General features: G+C 62.9%; 15 protein-coding genes and 1 pseudogene. 6 read left to right on the top strand and 10 right to left on the bottom strand.

Annotation, left to right across the window (positions count from 1 at the left end; translation table 11 throughout):
* Position 1: 1 nt before the first annotated feature.
* The gene (locus NKH37_RS21135; RefSeq protein ID WP_353041311.1) at positions 2 to 2,434 is read right to left on the bottom strand and encodes a bifunctional diguanylate cyclase/phosphodiesterase; all 2,433 of its coding nucleotides are present in this window, start codon (positions 2,432 to 2,434) and stop codon (positions 2 to 4) included.
* A gap of 293 nt (positions 2,435 to 2,727) precedes the next feature.
* Here NKH37_RS21135 and ugpB point away from each other — a divergent pair, with 293 nt between their 5' ends.
* The 4 genes from ugpB to NKH37_RS21115 all read left to right on the top strand — a co-directional run bounded on the left by ugpB (position 2,728) and on the right by NKH37_RS21115 (position 7,040).
* The gene (gene ugpB, locus NKH37_RS21130; protein ID WP_352641359.1) at positions 2,728 to 4,038 is read left to right on the top strand and encodes a sn-glycerol-3-phosphate ABC transporter substrate-binding protein UgpB; all 1,311 of its coding nucleotides are present in this window, start codon (positions 2,728 to 2,730) and stop codon (positions 4,036 to 4,038) included.
* 185 nt (positions 4,039 to 4,223) lie between these two features.
* Complete coding sequence (gene ugpA / locus NKH37_RS21125) at positions 4,224 to 5,108, top strand: sn-glycerol-3-phosphate ABC transporter permease UgpA (protein WP_352483564.1); 885 nt, start codon at positions 4,224 to 4,226, stop codon at positions 5,106 to 5,108.
* 8 nt (positions 5,109 to 5,116) lie between these two features.
* A complete protein-coding gene (ugpE, locus tag NKH37_RS21120) occupies positions 5,117 to 5,965 on the top strand; it encodes a sn-glycerol-3-phosphate ABC transporter permease UgpE (protein ID WP_353006102.1) in 849 nt (282 codons plus the stop codon).
* Positions 5,966 to 5,972: 7 nt separating this feature from the next.
* Positions 5,973 to 7,040, top strand: coding sequence for a sn-glycerol-3-phosphate import ATP-binding protein UgpC (locus NKH37_RS21115; RefSeq protein WP_353006101.1), 1,068 nt, complete (start codon positions 5,973 to 5,975; stop codon positions 7,038 to 7,040).
* A 21-nt stretch (positions 7,041 to 7,061) separates the two neighbouring features.
* Here NKH37_RS21115 and NKH37_RS21110 read toward each other — a convergent pair whose 3' ends face one another.
* The 3 genes from NKH37_RS21110 to NKH37_RS21100 all read right to left on the bottom strand — a co-directional run bounded on the left by NKH37_RS21110 (position 7,062) and on the right by NKH37_RS21100 (position 10,901).
* Positions 7,062 to 8,144, bottom strand: a complete 1,083-nt coding sequence (locus NKH37_RS21110) for an ABC transporter ATP-binding protein (RefSeq protein WP_023721080.1) — start codon at positions 8,142 to 8,144, stop codon at positions 7,062 to 7,064.
* Positions 8,141 to 9,724, bottom strand: coding sequence for an ABC transporter permease (locus NKH37_RS21105; protein ID WP_352641365.1), 1,584 nt, complete (start codon positions 9,722 to 9,724; stop codon positions 8,141 to 8,143). The genes NKH37_RS21110 and NKH37_RS21105 overlap by 4 nt, the downstream gene beginning before the upstream one ends.
* Before the next feature lie 169 nt (positions 9,725 to 9,893).
* The gene (locus tag NKH37_RS21100; RefSeq protein ID WP_352483525.1) at positions 9,894 to 10,901 is read right to left on the bottom strand and encodes an iron ABC transporter substrate-binding protein; all 1,008 of its coding nucleotides are present in this window, start codon (positions 10,899 to 10,901) and stop codon (positions 9,894 to 9,896) included.
* Positions 10,902 to 11,103: 202 nt separating this feature from the next.
* Here NKH37_RS21100 and NKH37_RS21095 point away from each other — a divergent pair, with 202 nt between their 5' ends.
* Together NKH37_RS21095 and NKH37_RS21090 are read left to right on the top strand one after the other, a co-directional pair.
* Positions 11,104 to 11,646: a sigma-70 family RNA polymerase sigma factor gene (locus tag NKH37_RS21095; protein ID WP_352483526.1), complete on the top strand. Its 543-nt coding sequence runs from the start codon at positions 11,104 to 11,106 to the stop codon at positions 11,644 to 11,646.
* A gap of 1 nt (position 11,647) precedes the next feature.
* On the top strand, positions 11,648 to 12,286 hold the full coding sequence (locus NKH37_RS21090; protein ID WP_353006100.1) for an NrsF family protein: 639 nt from the start codon (positions 11,648 to 11,650) through the stop codon (positions 12,284 to 12,286).
* Between the two features lie 9 nt (positions 12,287 to 12,295).
* Here NKH37_RS21090 and NKH37_RS21085 read toward each other — a convergent pair whose 3' ends face one another.
* The 6 genes and pseudogenes from NKH37_RS21085 to NKH37_RS21060 form a co-directional block, all read right to left on the bottom strand.
* Positions 12,296 to 13,174 carry a 3-hydroxybutyryl-CoA dehydrogenase gene (locus tag NKH37_RS21085; protein WP_023721073.1) on the bottom strand — a complete coding sequence of 293 codons (879 nt, stop codon included), beginning with the start codon at positions 13,172 to 13,174 and terminating at the stop codon, positions 12,296 to 12,298.
* Between the two features lie 114 nt (positions 13,175 to 13,288).
* Positions 13,289 to 14,218: an electron transfer flavoprotein subunit alpha/FixB family protein gene (locus NKH37_RS21080; RefSeq protein WP_023721072.1), complete on the bottom strand. Its 930-nt coding sequence runs from the start codon at positions 14,216 to 14,218 to the stop codon at positions 13,289 to 13,291.
* Between the two features lie 21 nt (positions 14,219 to 14,239).
* A complete protein-coding gene (locus tag NKH37_RS21075) occupies positions 14,240 to 14,989 on the bottom strand; it encodes an electron transfer flavoprotein subunit beta/FixA family protein (RefSeq protein ID WP_023677947.1) in 750 nt (249 codons plus the stop codon).
* 207 nt (positions 14,990 to 15,196) lie between these two features.
* A pseudogene (locus tag NKH37_RS21070) lies at positions 15,197 to 15,999 on the bottom strand (rhomboid family intramembrane serine protease).
* Between the two features lie 25 nt (positions 16,000 to 16,024).
* Positions 16,025 to 16,606 (bottom strand): cob(I)yrinic acid a,c-diamide adenosyltransferase, encoded by a 582-nt coding sequence (locus tag NKH37_RS21065; protein ID WP_023721070.1) that lies wholly within the window; start codon positions 16,604 to 16,606, stop codon positions 16,025 to 16,027.
* Positions 16,607 to 16,635: 29 nt separating this feature from the next.
* Positions 16,636 to 16,827: a twin transmembrane helix small protein gene (locus NKH37_RS21060; protein WP_023677950.1), complete on the bottom strand. Its 192-nt coding sequence runs from the start codon at positions 16,825 to 16,827 to the stop codon at positions 16,636 to 16,638.
* Between the last annotated feature and the right edge of the window lies 1 nt (position 16,828).

Raw genomic sequence — 16,828 nt, 5'->3', positions numbered from 1 at the left:
CTCAGACCGTGCGCAGGCGCGGCTTGAGCACGGCGATGCTTGCGCCGCGCCGGCTGGCGGCGCGGACTGCCGGAGCCGTGACGCCCGTCAACTCGCCGAATGTCTCGATCGGAGCCGGTTTGCCGAGGTAATAGCCTTGCCCGATCTCGCAAGCCTCGGCGTCAAGGAACTGCAATTCGCCCGGCGTCTCGATGCCCTCCGCCAGGACCGGCAGCCCGAGACCGCGTCCAAGCCCCAGCACGGCGCGGACGATCGCCGCGAACTGGCCGTTCTTATCGACCGATTTGATGAACGACCCGTCGATCTTGATCTTGTCGAAGGGAAAGGCGCTAAGGTTGGACAGCGAAGAATATCCGGTGCCAAAATCGTCCATCGCCACATGCACGCCAAGCGCCTTGACCTGCCTCAAGGTTGCCAATGCGCGGGGCATGTCCTTCACTAGGGCCGTTTCGGTGATCTCCAGTTCGAGCCTGCCGGGTGCGAGGCCGGATCTCGCCAGTGCGTCGTGCACCTTGCGGCTGAAGTTCGGATTGTGAAGCTGCACGGCGGAGACGTTGACGGCGACCATCAGCGGATTTGTCCAGCGAACTGCATCGTTACAAGCCGTCGTCAGCACCCAGTCGCCGATCTGCGCGATGGCGCCGCTGTCCTCGGCCACGGGGATGAAAACGGCCGGGGAAATGTCGCCCCGCTCCGGATGCTGCCAACGGACCAGGGCTTCGAAGCCGATCATCTTGCCGCTGCGGATTTCCTTCTGCGGCTGGTAGACGAGGTGGAACTCCTTGCGGGCGATCGCCTGGCGCAGTTCATGCTCCATCACGCGCTTGTCGCGGGCCGCGGTGCCCATGGCTATCTCGAAAAAACGATACGTGTCCCTGCCCTCGGTCTTGGCGCGATGGAGTGCCGTGTCGGCATGGCCGATCAGGCCGGCCTGATCTTCGGCATCCAGCGGAAAGAAGGCGATGCCGATGCTGGCCGAAACAAGGCCGGAGCCGACTGAAACCCTGTTTTCCTCCCGGATCGCCGCCAGCAAGTCCTCGGCTATGCGGCCTGCGGCCAGGGGGTCGGGGAGGTTCGGAGCTAATACGGCAAACTCGTCGCCGCCGAGACGCGCGAGCATCTGTCCGTGGCGCGGAATGCCGGAAATGCAGTGCGCCAGCTTCTGCAGCATGGCGTCACCGGCGCTGTGGCCGTAGAGGTCGTTGACTTGCTTGAACCGGTCGAGGTCAAGCAGCAGGAGCGCCAGATATCCATCCTTGCTGCCACGCTCCATCGAAGCGATTTCTGCTTCGAGCCGGGAAGAAAAGCTCCGCCGATTGGCAAGTCCGGTAAGTGGATCGAAATGCGCGAGACGGAGGATCTCTTCTTCCGCCTTCTTGCGCTCACGGATGTCGCGAACGGCAAGCACCGTATGAGGCCTGCCGCAGTAGGCGATCTTCCTGGCGATCAGCTCGACAGGAATTCTCGTGCCGTCGCTGCCCCTCAATTTCGTTTCTTGTGCCTGTTCGCCGAAGCTGGATACATCGGCTGCGCTCTGTCCATCGAACAGCTCGCCGAGTTGCATCGTGTTCAGGGTGGCTGTCGCCGTGCCCGTCAGTTTCGCCATGCTGTCATTGGCGCTGACTATGCGTGTGCCATCGCAAACGATCAGCCCTTCGACCGCGGCATTGGCGAGATCGTGCATGCGATCGGCCTCGAGCCTCTGCCGGCGAAAGCGCAGGTCGATCCACAGCGCGGCGCCTGACAGCACAAGGATTACCAGGCTGGCGACCGCTGCGGCAAAGGCCTGGGAAATGGGCTCGATGGAATGTTCGGATATTTCAATCGAGGAATCCGGAATGATCGACACCGCGCCCATCGCGATGAAATGCAAGCTGCAAATCGCCAGCGTCAAAAGCGCGGCGCCACCAAGTGTTGCGAGCGCGGACGGGCGGCGCAAGACGACAAGGAGCGCCATTGCCGCGAGCGTCCCGCCGGCCAGAAGCGATATCGCGACAAGGAGCAGGTTCCATACGATCCGGCCCTCGACCTCGAACGCCGCCATGCCGATATAGTGCATCGTCGCGATGGCGCCACCGAGAATGGCACCGCCGACGAGGAAATGGTCGATGCCGCGGCGCAAGGTGGCAACCCACATCCCAAGCGCGGTCAGGATGACGGCGGCGGCAAGCGAAAAGGCGGATAATCCCGGATTATATGCGTTTGGTATTCCCGGCGTAAACGCAGTCATGGCGATGAAATGCGTCGCCCATATGCCGAACCCGGTCGAAGTTGCGGCGATCATTAGCCAGACAAGCCGGTTTCGGTTGGTCGATCGGCCGATGTGCTTAAGGAGATTTACTGCAGAGAAGCAAGAAATGCCGCAGACGAGGGCGGCAAGTGCGACCAGTCTCAGGTCGTGCTGACTTACAATACAATTATAGACCGTCAGCATCCTGGGTTCACTCGGTCTGCCAAATAACAGGGGAGGTGTGACTGATTAGCTCTTGGAGATTATAACGAATGGTTAACCCGCGGGCCATGAGGCGGGCCTTTTCGGGGGAAAACCGATGCGCTCCGCCGAGAAGGCGGTGATGTAGTTCCTGGCGACGCTTTCGGTAGCGAGCGCACTTTAGCCGGAAGCGATGTTCATTGACCCGCAACAAAACCGTTGTCCGATTGTCATCAGCGCCACATATTGGCTTTGCGAGAGTGCCCCTTTCGCCAATGACAAACGGGAGATGAAACATGAAGTTCTTCGGCTTCGCGGCCGGTGTCGCCGCCACCTTGACCCTGCTTTCCACCACCTCCGCCTTCGCCGTCACGCAGATCAGCTGGTGGCACGCCATGACCGGCGCCAACGCCGAGGTCGTAGCCAAGATCTCCAAGGATTTCAACGCCAGCCAGAGCGACTATGAGCTCGTTCCGGTGTTCAAGGGCACCTATCCGGAGACGCTGAATGCCGGCATCGCCGCTTTCCGCGCCGGCCAGGCGCCCGATATCCTCCAGGTGTTCGACGTCGGCACCGGCGTGATGATGGCGGCCGAGGGTGCGATCAAGCCGGCGGCCGATGTGCTGACCAGTGCCGGGATGACCTTTGACAAGAGCCAGTATCTGCCCGGCATCGTCGGCTATTATTCGAAGCCGGACGGCACCATGCTGTCGTTCCCTTACAACTCCTCGTCGCCGATCCTCTACTACAACAAGGACATTTTCCAGAAGGCAGGCCTCGACGTGAACAGCCCGCCCAAGACCTGGAACGAGGTGTGGGAAGCTGCCAGGAAGATCAAGACGAGCGGCGCCGCCCCTTGCGGCTATACCTCGACCTGGCTGACCTGGATCCATCTGGAGAATTTCGCGGCGTGGAATGACGTGCCTTGGGCCACTCAGCAGAACGGCCTGGCCGGCGGCGATGTCGAACTCAAGATCAATGCGCCAATTTTCGTCAACCACTTCCAGGCGCTCGCGGACCTGGCCAAGGACGGCACGTTCAAGTATGGCGGTCGCACCTCCGAAGCCAAGCAGATATTCCTCGCTGGCGAATGCGGCATCTTCACCGAATCGTCGGGCGGCCTCGGCGATATCGTCAAGTCCGGCATGAACTATGGCATCGGCCAGCTTCCTTACGATAGCGACGCCAAGGGCGCACCACAGAACACCACGCCGGGCGGTGCCAGCCTGTGGGTGTTCGGCAACAAGTCGGACGAGGAATATAAGGGTGTTGCCGCCTTCTTTGCCTATCTGTCCAAGACCGATGTGCAGAAATATCTGCACCAGAAGTCGGGATATCTGCCTGTGACGCTCGCCGCGTATGAGGCGACCAAGAAATCAGGCTTCTATGACAAAAACCCCGGCCGCGAGACACCCATCCTGCAGATGACGGGCAAGGCGCCGACCGACAACTCGAAGGGCGTGCGCCTGCCGAATCTGCCGCAGGTGCGTGATATCCAGAATGAGGAGTTGGAGAAGATGCTGGCCGGCCAGCAAACCGCTCAGCAGGCGCTCGACAATGCGGTCACACGCGGCAACGCCGCGATCAAGGAAGCGCTGGAGAACTGACGAGATTATCTCGGTTAAAGCGCGTCGCGTTTGAATGGCCACATGCGACGCGCTTTAAGCTCTTGTTCTTATGCATGTCGTTATCCCAAAACCGCTGCGCACTTTTGGGCGACATGCGTTAGTCGGTTGAAATATCGCCCACGCGAGCTCGCGTTGGCGACACCTGGATAGTGAGGGAAATCAGCCTGTCTCCACGCGTCGTATTTCCCAACAAGATCCTGCCGTACCTGCTGGTGGCGCCACAACTCGCCATCACCCTGGTTTTCTTCTACTGGCCGGCCGGTCAGGCGCTTTACCAGTCGATGCTCAGGCAAGACCCGTTCGGGCTGAAGAGCAGGTTTGTCTGGTTTGCCAATTTCCGGAAGGTGCTGGCCGATCCGGCCTACCTCAACTCGATCAAGGTCACCGTGGTGTTCTCGCTTGCGACCGCGATCGTTGCCATGGTTGTGGCCCTGCTGCTCGCGGTCATGGCCGAGAAGGCCGTGCGCGGCAAAGGCCTCTACCGCACACTGTTGATATGGCCTTATGCCGTCGCGCCGGCGATTGCCGGCATGCTGTGGCTTTTCTTGTTCAATCCTTCGATCGGCTCGTTGGCCTATTTGCTGAGAAGCCTCGGCATCGCATGGGACCCGCTGCTCAACGGCACCCACGCCATGATCCTGCTGGTGTCGGCGGCTGCCTGGAAGCAGATCAGTTACAATTTCCTGTTCTTCGTCGCCGGCCTGCAGGCGGTGCCGAAAACGCTGATCGAGGCGGCGGCCATGGATGGCGCCGGCGAGACCAAGCGCTTCTGGACCATCGTCTTCCCGCTGCTTGCGCCGACAACCTTTTTCCTGCTGGTCGTCAACACCGTCTATGCCCTGTTCGACACGTTCGGCATCGTTCATGCCGTCACCGGGGGCGGCCCGGGCAAGACGACCGAGACGCTGGTCTACAAGGTCTACAATGACGGCTTCGTCAATCTGATCCTGGGTGACTCGGCGGCGCAGTCGGTCATCCTGATGGCCATCGTCATCGCGCTCACAGCCATCCAGTTCCGCTATGTGGAACGCAAAGTCCATTACGGCTGAGGGCAGCGATGATCGGCCAATCCCCGCTCCGCACCGTCATCGCCCATGCCGTGCTTATCCTTGGCATATTGATCGTGGTTTTTCCGATCTACTACACCTTCGTTGCCTCGACGCACACGCTGCAAACGATCCTCAGGCCGCCGCTGCCGCTGTTGCCCGGCGACCAGCTATGGAACAATTACAGCGAGGCGCTGTTCGGCGGCATCGGTCGTATCGGCGGTATCAGCGTCGGCAGACTGCTCCTCAACACCACGATCATGGCGCTCGGCGTCGCGGTGGGAAAGATCTTCATCTCGATCCTGTCGGCCTACGCGATCGTGTTCTTCCGCTTTCCGCTGCGCATGACCTTCTTCTGGCTGATCTTCATCACCTTGATGCTTCCGGTCGAGGTGCGCATTCTGCCGACCTACAAGGTGATGGTCGATCTCGGCATGATCGACACCTATGCCGGCCTGATTATCCCGCTGATCGCCTCGGCCACCGCAACGCTGCTGTTTCGCCAGTTCTTCATGACCATCCCGGGCGAACTGGTCGAGGCGGCGCGTGTCGACGGTGCCGGTCCATGGCGCTTCTTTTTCGATATTCTGGTACCGCTGTCGCGGACAAACATCGCCGCGCTGTTCGTGATCCTCTTCATCTACGGCTGGACGCAGTATCTTTGGCCGCTGCTCGTCACCAACAGCAACGACATGAACACCATCGTCATCGCGCTGCGAAAGATGGTTTCCTTCGCAGATGCCGACACCCAATGGCACCTGGTCATGGTCACCGCGATACTGGCCATCGTGCCGCCGATCCTGGTCGTGGTGCTGATGCAACGCTGGTTCGTGCGCGGCCTGGTCGAATCCGAAAAGTGAGAAGCCGATGGCGACCGTCGATCTGAAGGATGTCAAGAAGATCTATCCCGGCGGCGTCGAGGCCGTGAAGGGCGTTTCCATCGCCATTCCCGACAAGGAGCTTTGCGTGCTGGTCGGCCCCTCCGGCTGCGGCAAGTCCACGCTGCTGAGGATGATCGCCGGGCTCGAGACGATTTCGGCCGGTACAGTCGCCATCGACGGCAAGGTGGTCAACGCCATTGGCCCGACCGAGCGCGACATCGCCATGGTGTTCCAGAACTATGCGCTCTACCCGCATATGAAGGTCTACGACAACATGGCCTATGGCCTGCGCAACCGCGGCACGCCGAAGGACGAGATCGACAGCAGGGTACGCTCGACTGCCAAGGTGCTGGAGCTTTCGGGGCTGCTCGACCGGCGCCCGCGCGAGCTTTCCGGCGGTCAGCGCCAGCGTGTCGCCATGGGCCGCGCCATCGTGCGCAACCCGAAGGTCTTCCTGTTCGACGAACCGCTGTCCAACCTCGATGCGAAATTGCGCGGGCAGATGCGCGTCGAGATCAAGAATTTGCAGCGCTCGCTTGGCGTCACCTCGGTCTATGTCACCCACGACCAACTTGAGGCGATGACGCTGGCCGACATCCTTGTCGTCATGAACGCCGGCCTGGTCGAGCAGATCGGCGCGCCGCTCGACGTGTACGAGAAGCCGGCCTCGACCTTCGTTGCTTCCTTCATCGGCGCGCCGCCGATGAATCTGCTGGCCCTCACAGGGGCCTCTCCAGGCTCGGTACTGACGGACGGGACGGTGATTGGCTCGGCGCCTGGACAAAGCAAGGCGGTGACACTCGGCTTTCGTCCGGAGGATGCCGATATCACCTTCGCGGCAGAGGCGCCGGCCGGCGCGCTTGCGTTGCCGGCGACAGTGGAAGCAGTCGAGCCGGTCGGTGCCGAAAGCTTTCTCCACTGCGCGGCAGCCGGCAGCCGTATCGTCGTGCGCGTCTCAGGCCGCGCCAGCGCCAAGCCAGGCGACCAATTGCGCGTCGTGGCGAGGTCTGAAAAGCTGCACTGGTTCGATCAGGCCGGTAAACGGGTCGATTGAGGTTGGCTTCGTGCAAACCGTTCAGGCAAACACATGCGCCTTGCCAGACACGGTCAGCCGGACGATCTCGCCGATCGCCGGCGCGTCCATGCCCGGCTTGCGCAGGATCAACGGCGTGTTGCCGATGGCGGCAGCATCGGGCGGATCGGGGCTGTTCAAGAGACGCACCGCGATCGTGCACATCGAGCCGGCGAATTCGGATTCCGTCACCTCGCCGAACAGCATGTCCGGCGTGCCGGACATGCCTTCACGCGATGTCCGTTTCAGCAGCACCTGCTCCGGCCGTAGCATGATGCGGGCGACGTCGCGCCGCTCCGTGCTGTCGACGGCAATGCGGCCGAGCGGCGAGGTGGCAACGCCATCGGCGATCCTGGCCGGCAGGACGATGGCGTCACCGAGGAACTCGGCGATCATCCGGTCCTTCGGCTTGAAATAGAGCTCGCGCGGCGTGCCGACCTGCGAGAATTTGCCGTCGCGCATCACCGCGACCTGGCTGGCGAATGACAGCGCCTCGGCCTGATCATGGGTGACCAGGATGGTGGTGATGCCGGCCGTTTCGAGGAGCTCGGCCACGGCCTTGCGCATTGAGGCGCGCAGGCCGGTGTCGAGCGCCGAGAACGGCTCGTCGAGCAGCATCAGCCGCGGCTTCATGGCCATGGCGCGGGCGAGCGCGACGCGCTGCTGCTGGCCGCCGGAGAGTTCGTGCGGGCGGCGCTTCAGGATCCCTTTGTCCAGCCCGACGACATAGGCGAGCTCGGCGATGCGCTCGCTCCGCTTTTCCTCGTGACGGCCCATGCCGAACCCGATATTGGCGGCGATGCTCAGATGCGGGAACAGAGCGCCGTCCTGCGCCACCAGCCCGATGCCGCGGCGATGCGCCGGCACGGCCGTGTCGCCATCGGCCAGCACCTCGCCATCGAGCACGATGCGGCCCTGGTCCGGCGCCTCGAAGCCGGCGATCAGCCGCAGCAAGGTGGTCTTGCCACAACCGGATGGCCCGACGATCGCCGTTCGGCTGCCGCTGGCCACGCTGAGGTCGACGCCGGCAAGTGCTGCCACCGGGCCGTAGTGCTTGTGGATGCCGCTCAGCTCGAGAAAGCTCATCGCCCGGCCATCCGCTTCGACTGGACGTAGAGCAGCCAGGTCAAAGGCAGCGACATCGCCACCATGATCAGGGCATAAGGCGCCGCCGACGCATAGTCGATCTCGCCGCTATAGGACCAGAACGCCATCGCCAGCGTGCGGGTGCCGTTGGGTGCCAGCATCTGGGTTGCGGTCAACTCGTTCATGATGCCGAGCGCGACCAATGCCATGCCGGCCGCGGCGCCCGGCGCCGACAGGCGGATCGTCGTCGACCACAGTGCCTTGAGCGGCGACCGGCCGAGGTTGGAGGCGGCGCGTTCGAGCTCGACCGGCGCCTGTGCGATTGACGCCCTGAGGCTTATCAGGGCGCGCGGCAGGAACATCAGCGCATAGGCGACCAGGATGGTGAACAAGGTCTGGTAGAGCGGCATGGCGATACGCACGGTGATGGTGACCAGCGCCAGCGCGATGACGACGCCGGGCAACGCGCCGACGATATAGTTGCAGCCTTCCAGGACGCGTTGCAGCCGCCCCGGCGCGCGGATCGAAATCCACGCCATCGGCATTGCCGCGACGGTAGCGAGCAGCGCGCCGGCTATCGCCAGGAACAGTGTCTGGCTGAGCGCCAGGCCGATCTCGTCGAGCCGCCAGACATCGGCGCCGCCAGCCAGTAGCCAGCGGCCGATGGTGACGAACGGCACGCCCAGCGCCAGCAGCGTGGTGACAGCGGGCAGCAGCAGGCAAGGGATGGTGGCGCGCCCCAGGCTCGTGCGCTGCTGGTGGCGCGCGGCGCCCGAGCCGACGCGGGCATAGCGTTCCTCGCCGCGCACCAGCACCTCCAGCCCGAGCAGCACGAAACAGCAGGTCACCAGCACGCCGGCCAGCATGTTGGCGGCCGGGCCGTTGAAGGTCGACTGGAACTGATCGACGATCGCCGTGGTGAAGGTGTCAAAGCGGATGAACACGTAGAGCCCGTATTCGGCCAGGAGGTGCAGGCCGACCAGCAGGGAGCCGCCGCAGATGGCGAGCCTGAGCTGCGGCAGTACGACACGCCGAAACACCCGCCACGGGCCGAGCCCGAGGGCTGCCGCTGCATCTTCGAGAGCCGGATCGAGCCGGCGCAAAGCTGCCGCCACCGGCAGATAGAGGAACGGGAAATAGGCGATGACGGACACAAGCACGCCAGCCCACAGGCCGTGCAGTCTGGGCACCATGGTGATCCAGGCGTAACTGTGGACGAAGGCGGGAATGGCGAGCGGCGCCACCGAGAGCCAGGCCCATAAGCGGGCACCCGGCAGATCGCTGCGCTCCGTCAGCCAAGCCAGCGCCACCGACAGCACGATCGAGATCGGCACCGCCAGCACCACCAACAGGCTGGTGTTGACCAGAAGCTCGCCGACGCGCGGCCTGAACACCAGCGCCGCCACCGTTTCCCAGCCGGTCTGCACCGCCACCCAGACGATGAAGGCAAGCGGCAGCAGCGCGAAAAGCGAGACAAAGACGGCAGCCAACGCAATCCATGAGACCGACCAACGACGTGCCCGCACGGCCGTGGTGTCGGCCGGCAAGCCTGAAGGTGCGAGATCGATCGCAGACTGCATCAGATCAGACGTTGCGCCGGGTCCGCCCGGAGGCGGAAACGATCGGCGGCCGACAATGTGGCGAGCAGCTTGTGGTCATGGGCAAATGCCATTTTGAAAACAGAGCGCTCCCGCGGAAAGCGAATTCCCACAGGAGCGCAGTCGGTTGCCCTTTTAGGACGAACGCCGGCTAAAGCAAGCCGGCCGCCGTCATCAGGTCGGTCACCTTTTTCGAGTTCAGCGCCGTCGGGTCGACTTTCGGCGCCTGCAGATCGGCCAGCGGCACCAGCTTCGGATTGGACTCGGCGCCCTTGCCGACTGCGTATTCGAACGAATCGCCGGTTTTCAGCACGTCCTGGCCGCCCTTGCCGGTGACCCATTTCAGGAAAGCCTGGGCTTCCTTCGGGTGCTTGCTCGAGGCCAGCACACCGCCGCCGGAAACCGAGACGAAAGCGCCGGGGTCCTCGTGCTTGAAATAGTGCAACTCGACATTCTTGCTGTTCTCGCCGGTCTTGGCCTGATCGCCGTAGTAGTAGTAGTGATAGATCACGCCGCCTTCGACCTCGCCGGCATTGACCGCCTTCATCACCGTGCTGTTGCCCTTGTAGGCGGTAAAATTCTCTTTCATCGCCTTCAGCCAGTCGGCCGTGGCAGTCTCACCCTTGAGCTGCAGCAAGGCGCTGACGATCGCCTGGAAATCGGCGCCGGAGGGCGAAGCGGCCCAACGGCCCTTCCAGCTCGGATCGGCGAGATCGAGCAGCGATTTGGGCAGCTGGTCGGCGGTCAGCTTGGTCTTGTTGTAGGCAAAGACGGTGCTGCGCGCGGCAACGCCGACCCATTTGCCGCTCGCCGGCTGGTACTCCTGCGGAACCTGGGCCAGCGTCTCGGCGTTGACCGGCGCGAACAGGCCGGCTGTCTCGACCAGCACCATGGCCGGTGAGTTTTCCGTCAGGAACACATCAGCTGGCGAAGAGGACCCCTCAGCAACGATCTGATTGGAGAAATCGCTGTCGCCGCCGTTCCGGACGGTGACCTTGATGCCGGTTTCCTTGGTGAATCCTTCCGCCCAGGCCTTGGTCAGGTTTTCGTGCTGGGCGTTGTAGACGACGATGCCCTCGTCCTCGGCTAACGCCGGGCCGGCGATCAGGCTGATTGCAAGTGCTGTCGCACCGGCAAGGGCGGAAAGAGCATATTTCATGGCATCGTCCTCGATTTCGATGGTCTTTGGCTTGGTATGCTGCACCTATCAATACATGACTAGCGCAGTCAACATTGCTGGCCCGCTCAATCGCTCAAAAGGAGCAAACTTTCGTGATGCCCAGCTAATTTGCCTTGGACATTATTTCGCCGGCCACGTAACAAACCAGCGCCGAGACGCGAATATCGGGGAGTGAACTCTTGTGAGCGGCAAGGACGAAGCCGAGCTTTCCCGGCTGCTGCGGGCCGCAATCGCCGGAGACGAAAGGGCCTATGCCGACTTTCTGCACCGGATCGCCGCCCTCGTTCGTGGCTTTGCCCGGCGCAAGATCGTGCAGGGCGGGGTCGATCCCGAGGACGTCGTGCAGGAAACCTTGCTGGCCATTCATGTGAAACGACATACCTGGCGCCATGATGCGCCGGTGCTGCCTTGGGTTTATGCAATAGCCCGCTTCAAGCTGATCGATGCGTTCCGGCGGCGCGGCCGGCGGATCGAGATCGAGATCGACGAAATCGCCGAGACCTTTGCCGAGCCGGAATCGGAGACGATCAGCGAGCGCGACGTCAACCGGGCACTCGACTGCCTGTCGCCGGCGCAGCGTTCGGTCGTCTCGGCCGTGTCGGTCGAAGGCCGTTCGATCGGCGAGACGGCGGCGAAATTCGGCATCAGCGAGACGGCTGTGCGGGTGTCACTACACCGCGGGCTTGCCGCCATTGCCAAACGGTTCGGGGCGGGGCGGGAATAGCATGAGGACCGAAGATCTTATCAAGGCGCTCGATGCCGATGTCCGCAGCAAGGCGCTGCCGCTGGGCGCCGCCTGGTTGCTTGCAACCGGCGCGGCCATCGTGATCGCGGCCGCGGTTTTCTGGCTGACGATCGGCCCACGTCCCGACATCGCATTTGCCATGCACACGATGCGGTTCCTGTCCAAATTCGTCTTCACGATTGCTCTAGCCGTCAGCGCCTTTGCCCTCGTCCGCGCGCTGTCGACGCCCGGTGCATCGTCAGGGCGGGCGGCGAGCTGGATGATCGCCGCGCCGCTGCTGGTGATTATGGCCGTGATTCTCGAACTCCTCGTCGTGCCTGTGTCCGACTGGGGCACGCGCCTGGTCGGCACGAACATGGTCATCTGCCTGACCTTCATTCCGTTGATCGGCATCGGCCCGCTTGCCGTCTTTCTCGCGGTGCTGCGCCATGGCGCGCCAACAAGGCCGGTGCTTGCCGGTGCGACCGCGGGCCTGCTTGCCGGCGGGCTGGCGGCGACCTTCTATGCAGCGCATTGCTTCGACGATTCGCCGCTTTTCGTCGGCACCTGGTATACGATCGCGATCGCCGGCCTTGCCGCGCTCGGGGCGGTCGGCGGACGGCTTTTCGTGCGCTGGTAGCGGTGGCGATCAGCGCGTCGGAACGGGATGCTCGCCGCGATAGTCGTAGAAGCCGCGCCCGGTCTTGCGGCCGAGCCAACCGGCCTCGACATATTTGACCAGCAGCGGGCAGGGGCGGTATTTCGAATCCGACAGGCCGTCATGCAGCACCTGCATGATCGACAAGCAGGTATCCAGCCCGATGAAGTCGGCAAGCTGCAGCGGCCCCATCGGATGGTTGGCGCCGAGCTTCATGGCGGTATCGATGGCGTCGACCGAGCCGACACCTTCATAGAGCGTGTAGATCGCCTCGTTGATCATCGGCAGCAGGATGCGGTTGACGATGAAGGCCGGGAAATCCTCCGAGACGGTGATCGTCTTGTCGAGCTGCTTCACATAGGTTTTTGCTGCCTCGAAGGTCTGGTCCTCGGTGGCGATGCCGCGCACCAGCTCGACCAGCTTCATCACCGGAACCGGGTTCATGAAATGTATGCCGATGAAGCGTTCCGGGCGGTCGGTCTGCGAAGCCAGCCGGGTGATCGAGATCGACGAGGTGTTCGTCGCCAGGATGGCCTCGGGGTTGAGCTGCGGGCAGAGCTGAGCATAGATCTTGCGTTTGACTGTCTCGTCTTCGGTCGCCGCTTCGATCACCAGATCGGCGCCCGCAAGGTCGGCCATGGCCGGCGCCGCGGAAATGCGCGCCATCGCCTCGTTGCGCAGCTTTTCCTCAAGTTTGCCGGAGCCGACCTGACGGGCCATGTTGCCGCTGACCGTAGCAATGCCCTTTTCGATGCGGTCGGGCGAAATGTCGTAAACCAGCACCTTGTAGCCCGCCAGCGCCGATACATGGGCGATGCCGCCACCCATCTGGCCCGCGCCGATGATGCCGATCGTCTCGATCTTGCTCATTACCCGATCCCGTCAAGGCCTTTGCGGCCTGCTTTTTGTGCAGTGCAAACTAAAAGGGCGGGGCGACTTCGTCTACCCCACCCCGCAGAATTTAATACGCTTTGGCAGAGGGCGTCAAAGCGCCTTTTGCAGTTCCGGCAGAATGACGAAGAGGTCGCCGACGAGGCCGTAGTCGGCGACCTGGAAGATCGGCGCTTCCTCGTCCTTGTTGATGGCGACGATGACCTTTGAATCCTTCATGCCGGCAAGGTGCTGGATGGCGCCGGAGATGCCGACGGCAATATAAAGATCGGGCGCCACCACCTTGCCGGTCTGGCCGACCTGCCAGTCGTTCGGCGCATAGCCGGCATCGACCGCGGCGCGAGATGCGCCGACAGCCGCACCGAGCTTGTCTGCGACCGGCAGGATGACCTCCTGGAACTTCTCGGAGGAGCCCAGCGCACGGCCGCCCGAAATGATGATCCTGGCCGAGGTCAGCTCCGGGCGGTCGGTCTCGGACAGCTTGTTCTCGACAAAGCTCGACAGGCCGGGATTGGCTGCCGCCTGAACCGTCTCGACCGGCGCGGAACCGCCCTCGGGTGCTGCCTGAAAGGAAGCAGTGCGCACGGTGATGACCTTCTTGGCGTCGCTCGACTGCACGGTCTGGATGGCGTTGCCGGCATAGATCGGCCGCTTGAAGATGTCGGGCGACACGACTTCGATGATTTCCGATATCTGGGCGACATCGAGCAGGGCCGCGACGCGCGGCGAGACGTTCTTGCCCGACGAGGTCGCCGGCGCAATGATCGTGTCGTATGGCTCAGCAAGCGAAATGACGAGCGCCGCCAGCGGTTCGGCGAGACGCTCGGTCAGTTCGTCGGCGTCGGCGAGCAGCACCTTGGTGACGCCCTTGAGCTTGGCGGCGGCGTCCGCTGCCGGCTTGGCGCCCTTGCCGGCAACCAGCACATGCACGTCCGAACCGATCTGCAGCGCCGCGGAAAGCGCCTTCGCGGTCTGGTCGGAAAGCGTCGCGTTGTCGTGTTCGGCAATCAGAAGAATTGTCATTTTTGTTGTCCCTTCCTGGCCTTACAGCACGCCGGCTTCGTTTTTCAGCTTGTCTACCAGTTCGGCGACGCTCTTGACCTTAACGCCCGCCTTGCGGCCGCCCGGCTCCTCGGTCTTGATCACTTTCAGCCGCGGCTTGACGTCGGCGCCGTAGTCGGCAGGGCTCTTCTCGTCGAGCGGCTTCTTCTTGGCCTTCATGATGTTGGGCAGCGACGCGTAGCGTGGCTGGTTCAGCCGCAAATCGGCCGTGACGATTGCCGGCATCTTCAGTTCCAGCGTCTGCAGGCCGCCATCGACCTCGCGCGTCACCGTGGCCTTGTCACCGTCGAGCACGATCTTGGAGGCGAAGGTGCCCTGCGCCCACCCGAGAAGTGCAGCCAGCATCTGGCCGGTCTGGTTGGAATCATCGTCGATCGCCTGCTTGCCGAGAATGACCAGGCCGGGCTGTTCTGCCTCTACGACCCCCTTCAGCACCTTGGCGACGCCCAGCGGCTCAGTCTGCTCGTCGGTCTTGACCAGGATGGCGCGGTCGGCGCCCATGGCGAGCGCCGTGCGCAAGGTCTCCTGTGCCTGCTGCGGCCCGATCGACACGACGATGATCTCTTCGGCCTTGCCCGCTTCCTTCAGCCGGATCGCCTCTTCCACCGCGATCTCGTCGAACGGGTTCATCGCCATCTTGACGTTGGCGAGTTCCACCGCCGAACCGTCCGCCTTCACCCGGACCTTGACGTTTGCATCCACAACCCGCTTCACGGGCACAAGGATCTTCATTTGCCTGTCACCTCTTTCACGATAGTCTCTTCACGCTCGTCGGGCGCGCTATAGCAGCGTGCACCTCTTCAGAGTTGTCGAAAGCCGACATTCCGGACGGAATTCTGGTCTCGCCACGCCAGTAGGGTGGCGCTTCCGTAGTTGCGGCGACCCCGCCCGTCAATATCCCGGGCGCACTCGGATCCTCGGCAAAGCATTCAAATCGGTTCAGTCCGGCCCGGAAACGCTTCCCCGGCCCCAGCGCGGCGCCGGCTGGGCGGGCGGCAGATCGCTTGCCGGCGGCTCCACGGCAATGGGCGCCGGCCCGGCGACTACGGCTGGCTCCTCGTCGGCGCCGGCGAGTAGCGGCACGCCGCGGCTGCGCAAGACAAGCACCAGCACGGCTCCGGCGATGATGCCGCCGATGTGGCAGGCCCAGGAGACCTGGTCCTCGCCACCCTGGGCAAACATGAAGATCTGGAACAGAATCCACAGGATGAGCGGGATGAAGGCCGGGATGCGCAACGGGATGCGGGCGAAGACCAGCACCCATACCTTCACCCGCGGATAAAGGATCAGATAGGCGGCGACGACACCGGCGATGGCGCCCGACGCGCCGATCAGCGGCACTTGCGAATCCCAGGCCACCAAGCCCTGGAAGAAAGGCCGGCAATGGCGCAAAGCAGGTAGAAGACGAGATAGCGGACATGGCCGAGCGCATCCTCGACATTGTCGCCAAACACCCACAGGAACAGCATGTTGCCGCCGAGGTGGAAGATATCCGCGTGCAGGAAGGAATAGGTCAGATAGCTCAGGCTCTCCGGAATGACGACAAATTGCGTAGCGAGCTCGACGCTGTCATGCACAACCGACGGGATGAAGCCGAGGCCCAATACCGCGGCGTTGGCGAAGTCCTCGCCGCCAAGTGTTGTTACAAAATAGATCAACACATTGAGCGCGATCAGGCTGATCGTCACATATTGCAGCTTGATGTGCCGCAGCCGGTTGGTGTCGTAAAGCGGGATGAACATCGGGCCTCTCCCGCTTCCGGCGGATTCAGCGGTTCTTGCCGGGAACCCATAGCACGTCGGCATTTCCATTGTCATTGACCGCGCGTGCGGCGACGAACAGAAAGTCCGAGACACGGTTGATGTATCTTATCGCCTCGCGGTTGACGTGCTCGTCTGGATCTTGTGACAGCGCCACCATGATGCGCTCGGCGCGGCGGGCCACCGTGCGGGCGAGGTGAAGGGCAGCCGCTGCCGGCGTACCGCCGTTGAGCACGAAGGATTTGAGCGGCTCAAGGTCCTTGTTGAGGAGGTCGATGTCCTGTTCGATGCGCTCGGTCTGCGAGGCGATGATGCGCAGCGGCTCGTAGTCGAGCGGCTTGCCATTATCGGGGACTGCCAGATCGGCGCCGAGATCGAAAAGATCGTTCTGGATGCGGCCGAGCATCGCATCGATCGCCGGATTTACCGCCGCTGTATGGATGCGAGCCATGCCGATGCAGGCATTTGCCTCGTCGACCGTGCCGTAGGCGTCGATGCGAAGGTCGGATTTCAGCCGCCGCTCACCAGAACCGAGGCCGGTGGTGCCATCGTCGCCGGTGCGGGTGTAGATCTTGTTGAGCTTGACCACGGGTTACCTCCCGGCTGCCGGCCGGTGCGTCACTTACGGGTGAAATACACCGCCAGCATTATCAGCACCAAGGCCACGAACTGCAACAGCACGCGCGTCTGCATCAGCTTGTTGGAGGTCATGCTGGAGCCGCCGCGCATCATGTTGATGAGGCCGCGGATCAGCACGATCACCACGGCGACCATGACGAGAACAGCGAGGATGTTGAAGACAGTTGCCATG

The organism is Mesorhizobium sp. M1217, assembly GCF_040318275.1.
In the GTDB taxonomy this organism is placed as follows: Bacteria; Pseudomonadota; Alphaproteobacteria; order Rhizobiales; family Rhizobiaceae; genus Mesorhizobium.
This window is presented reverse-complemented; position numbering and strand designations above follow the sequence as displayed.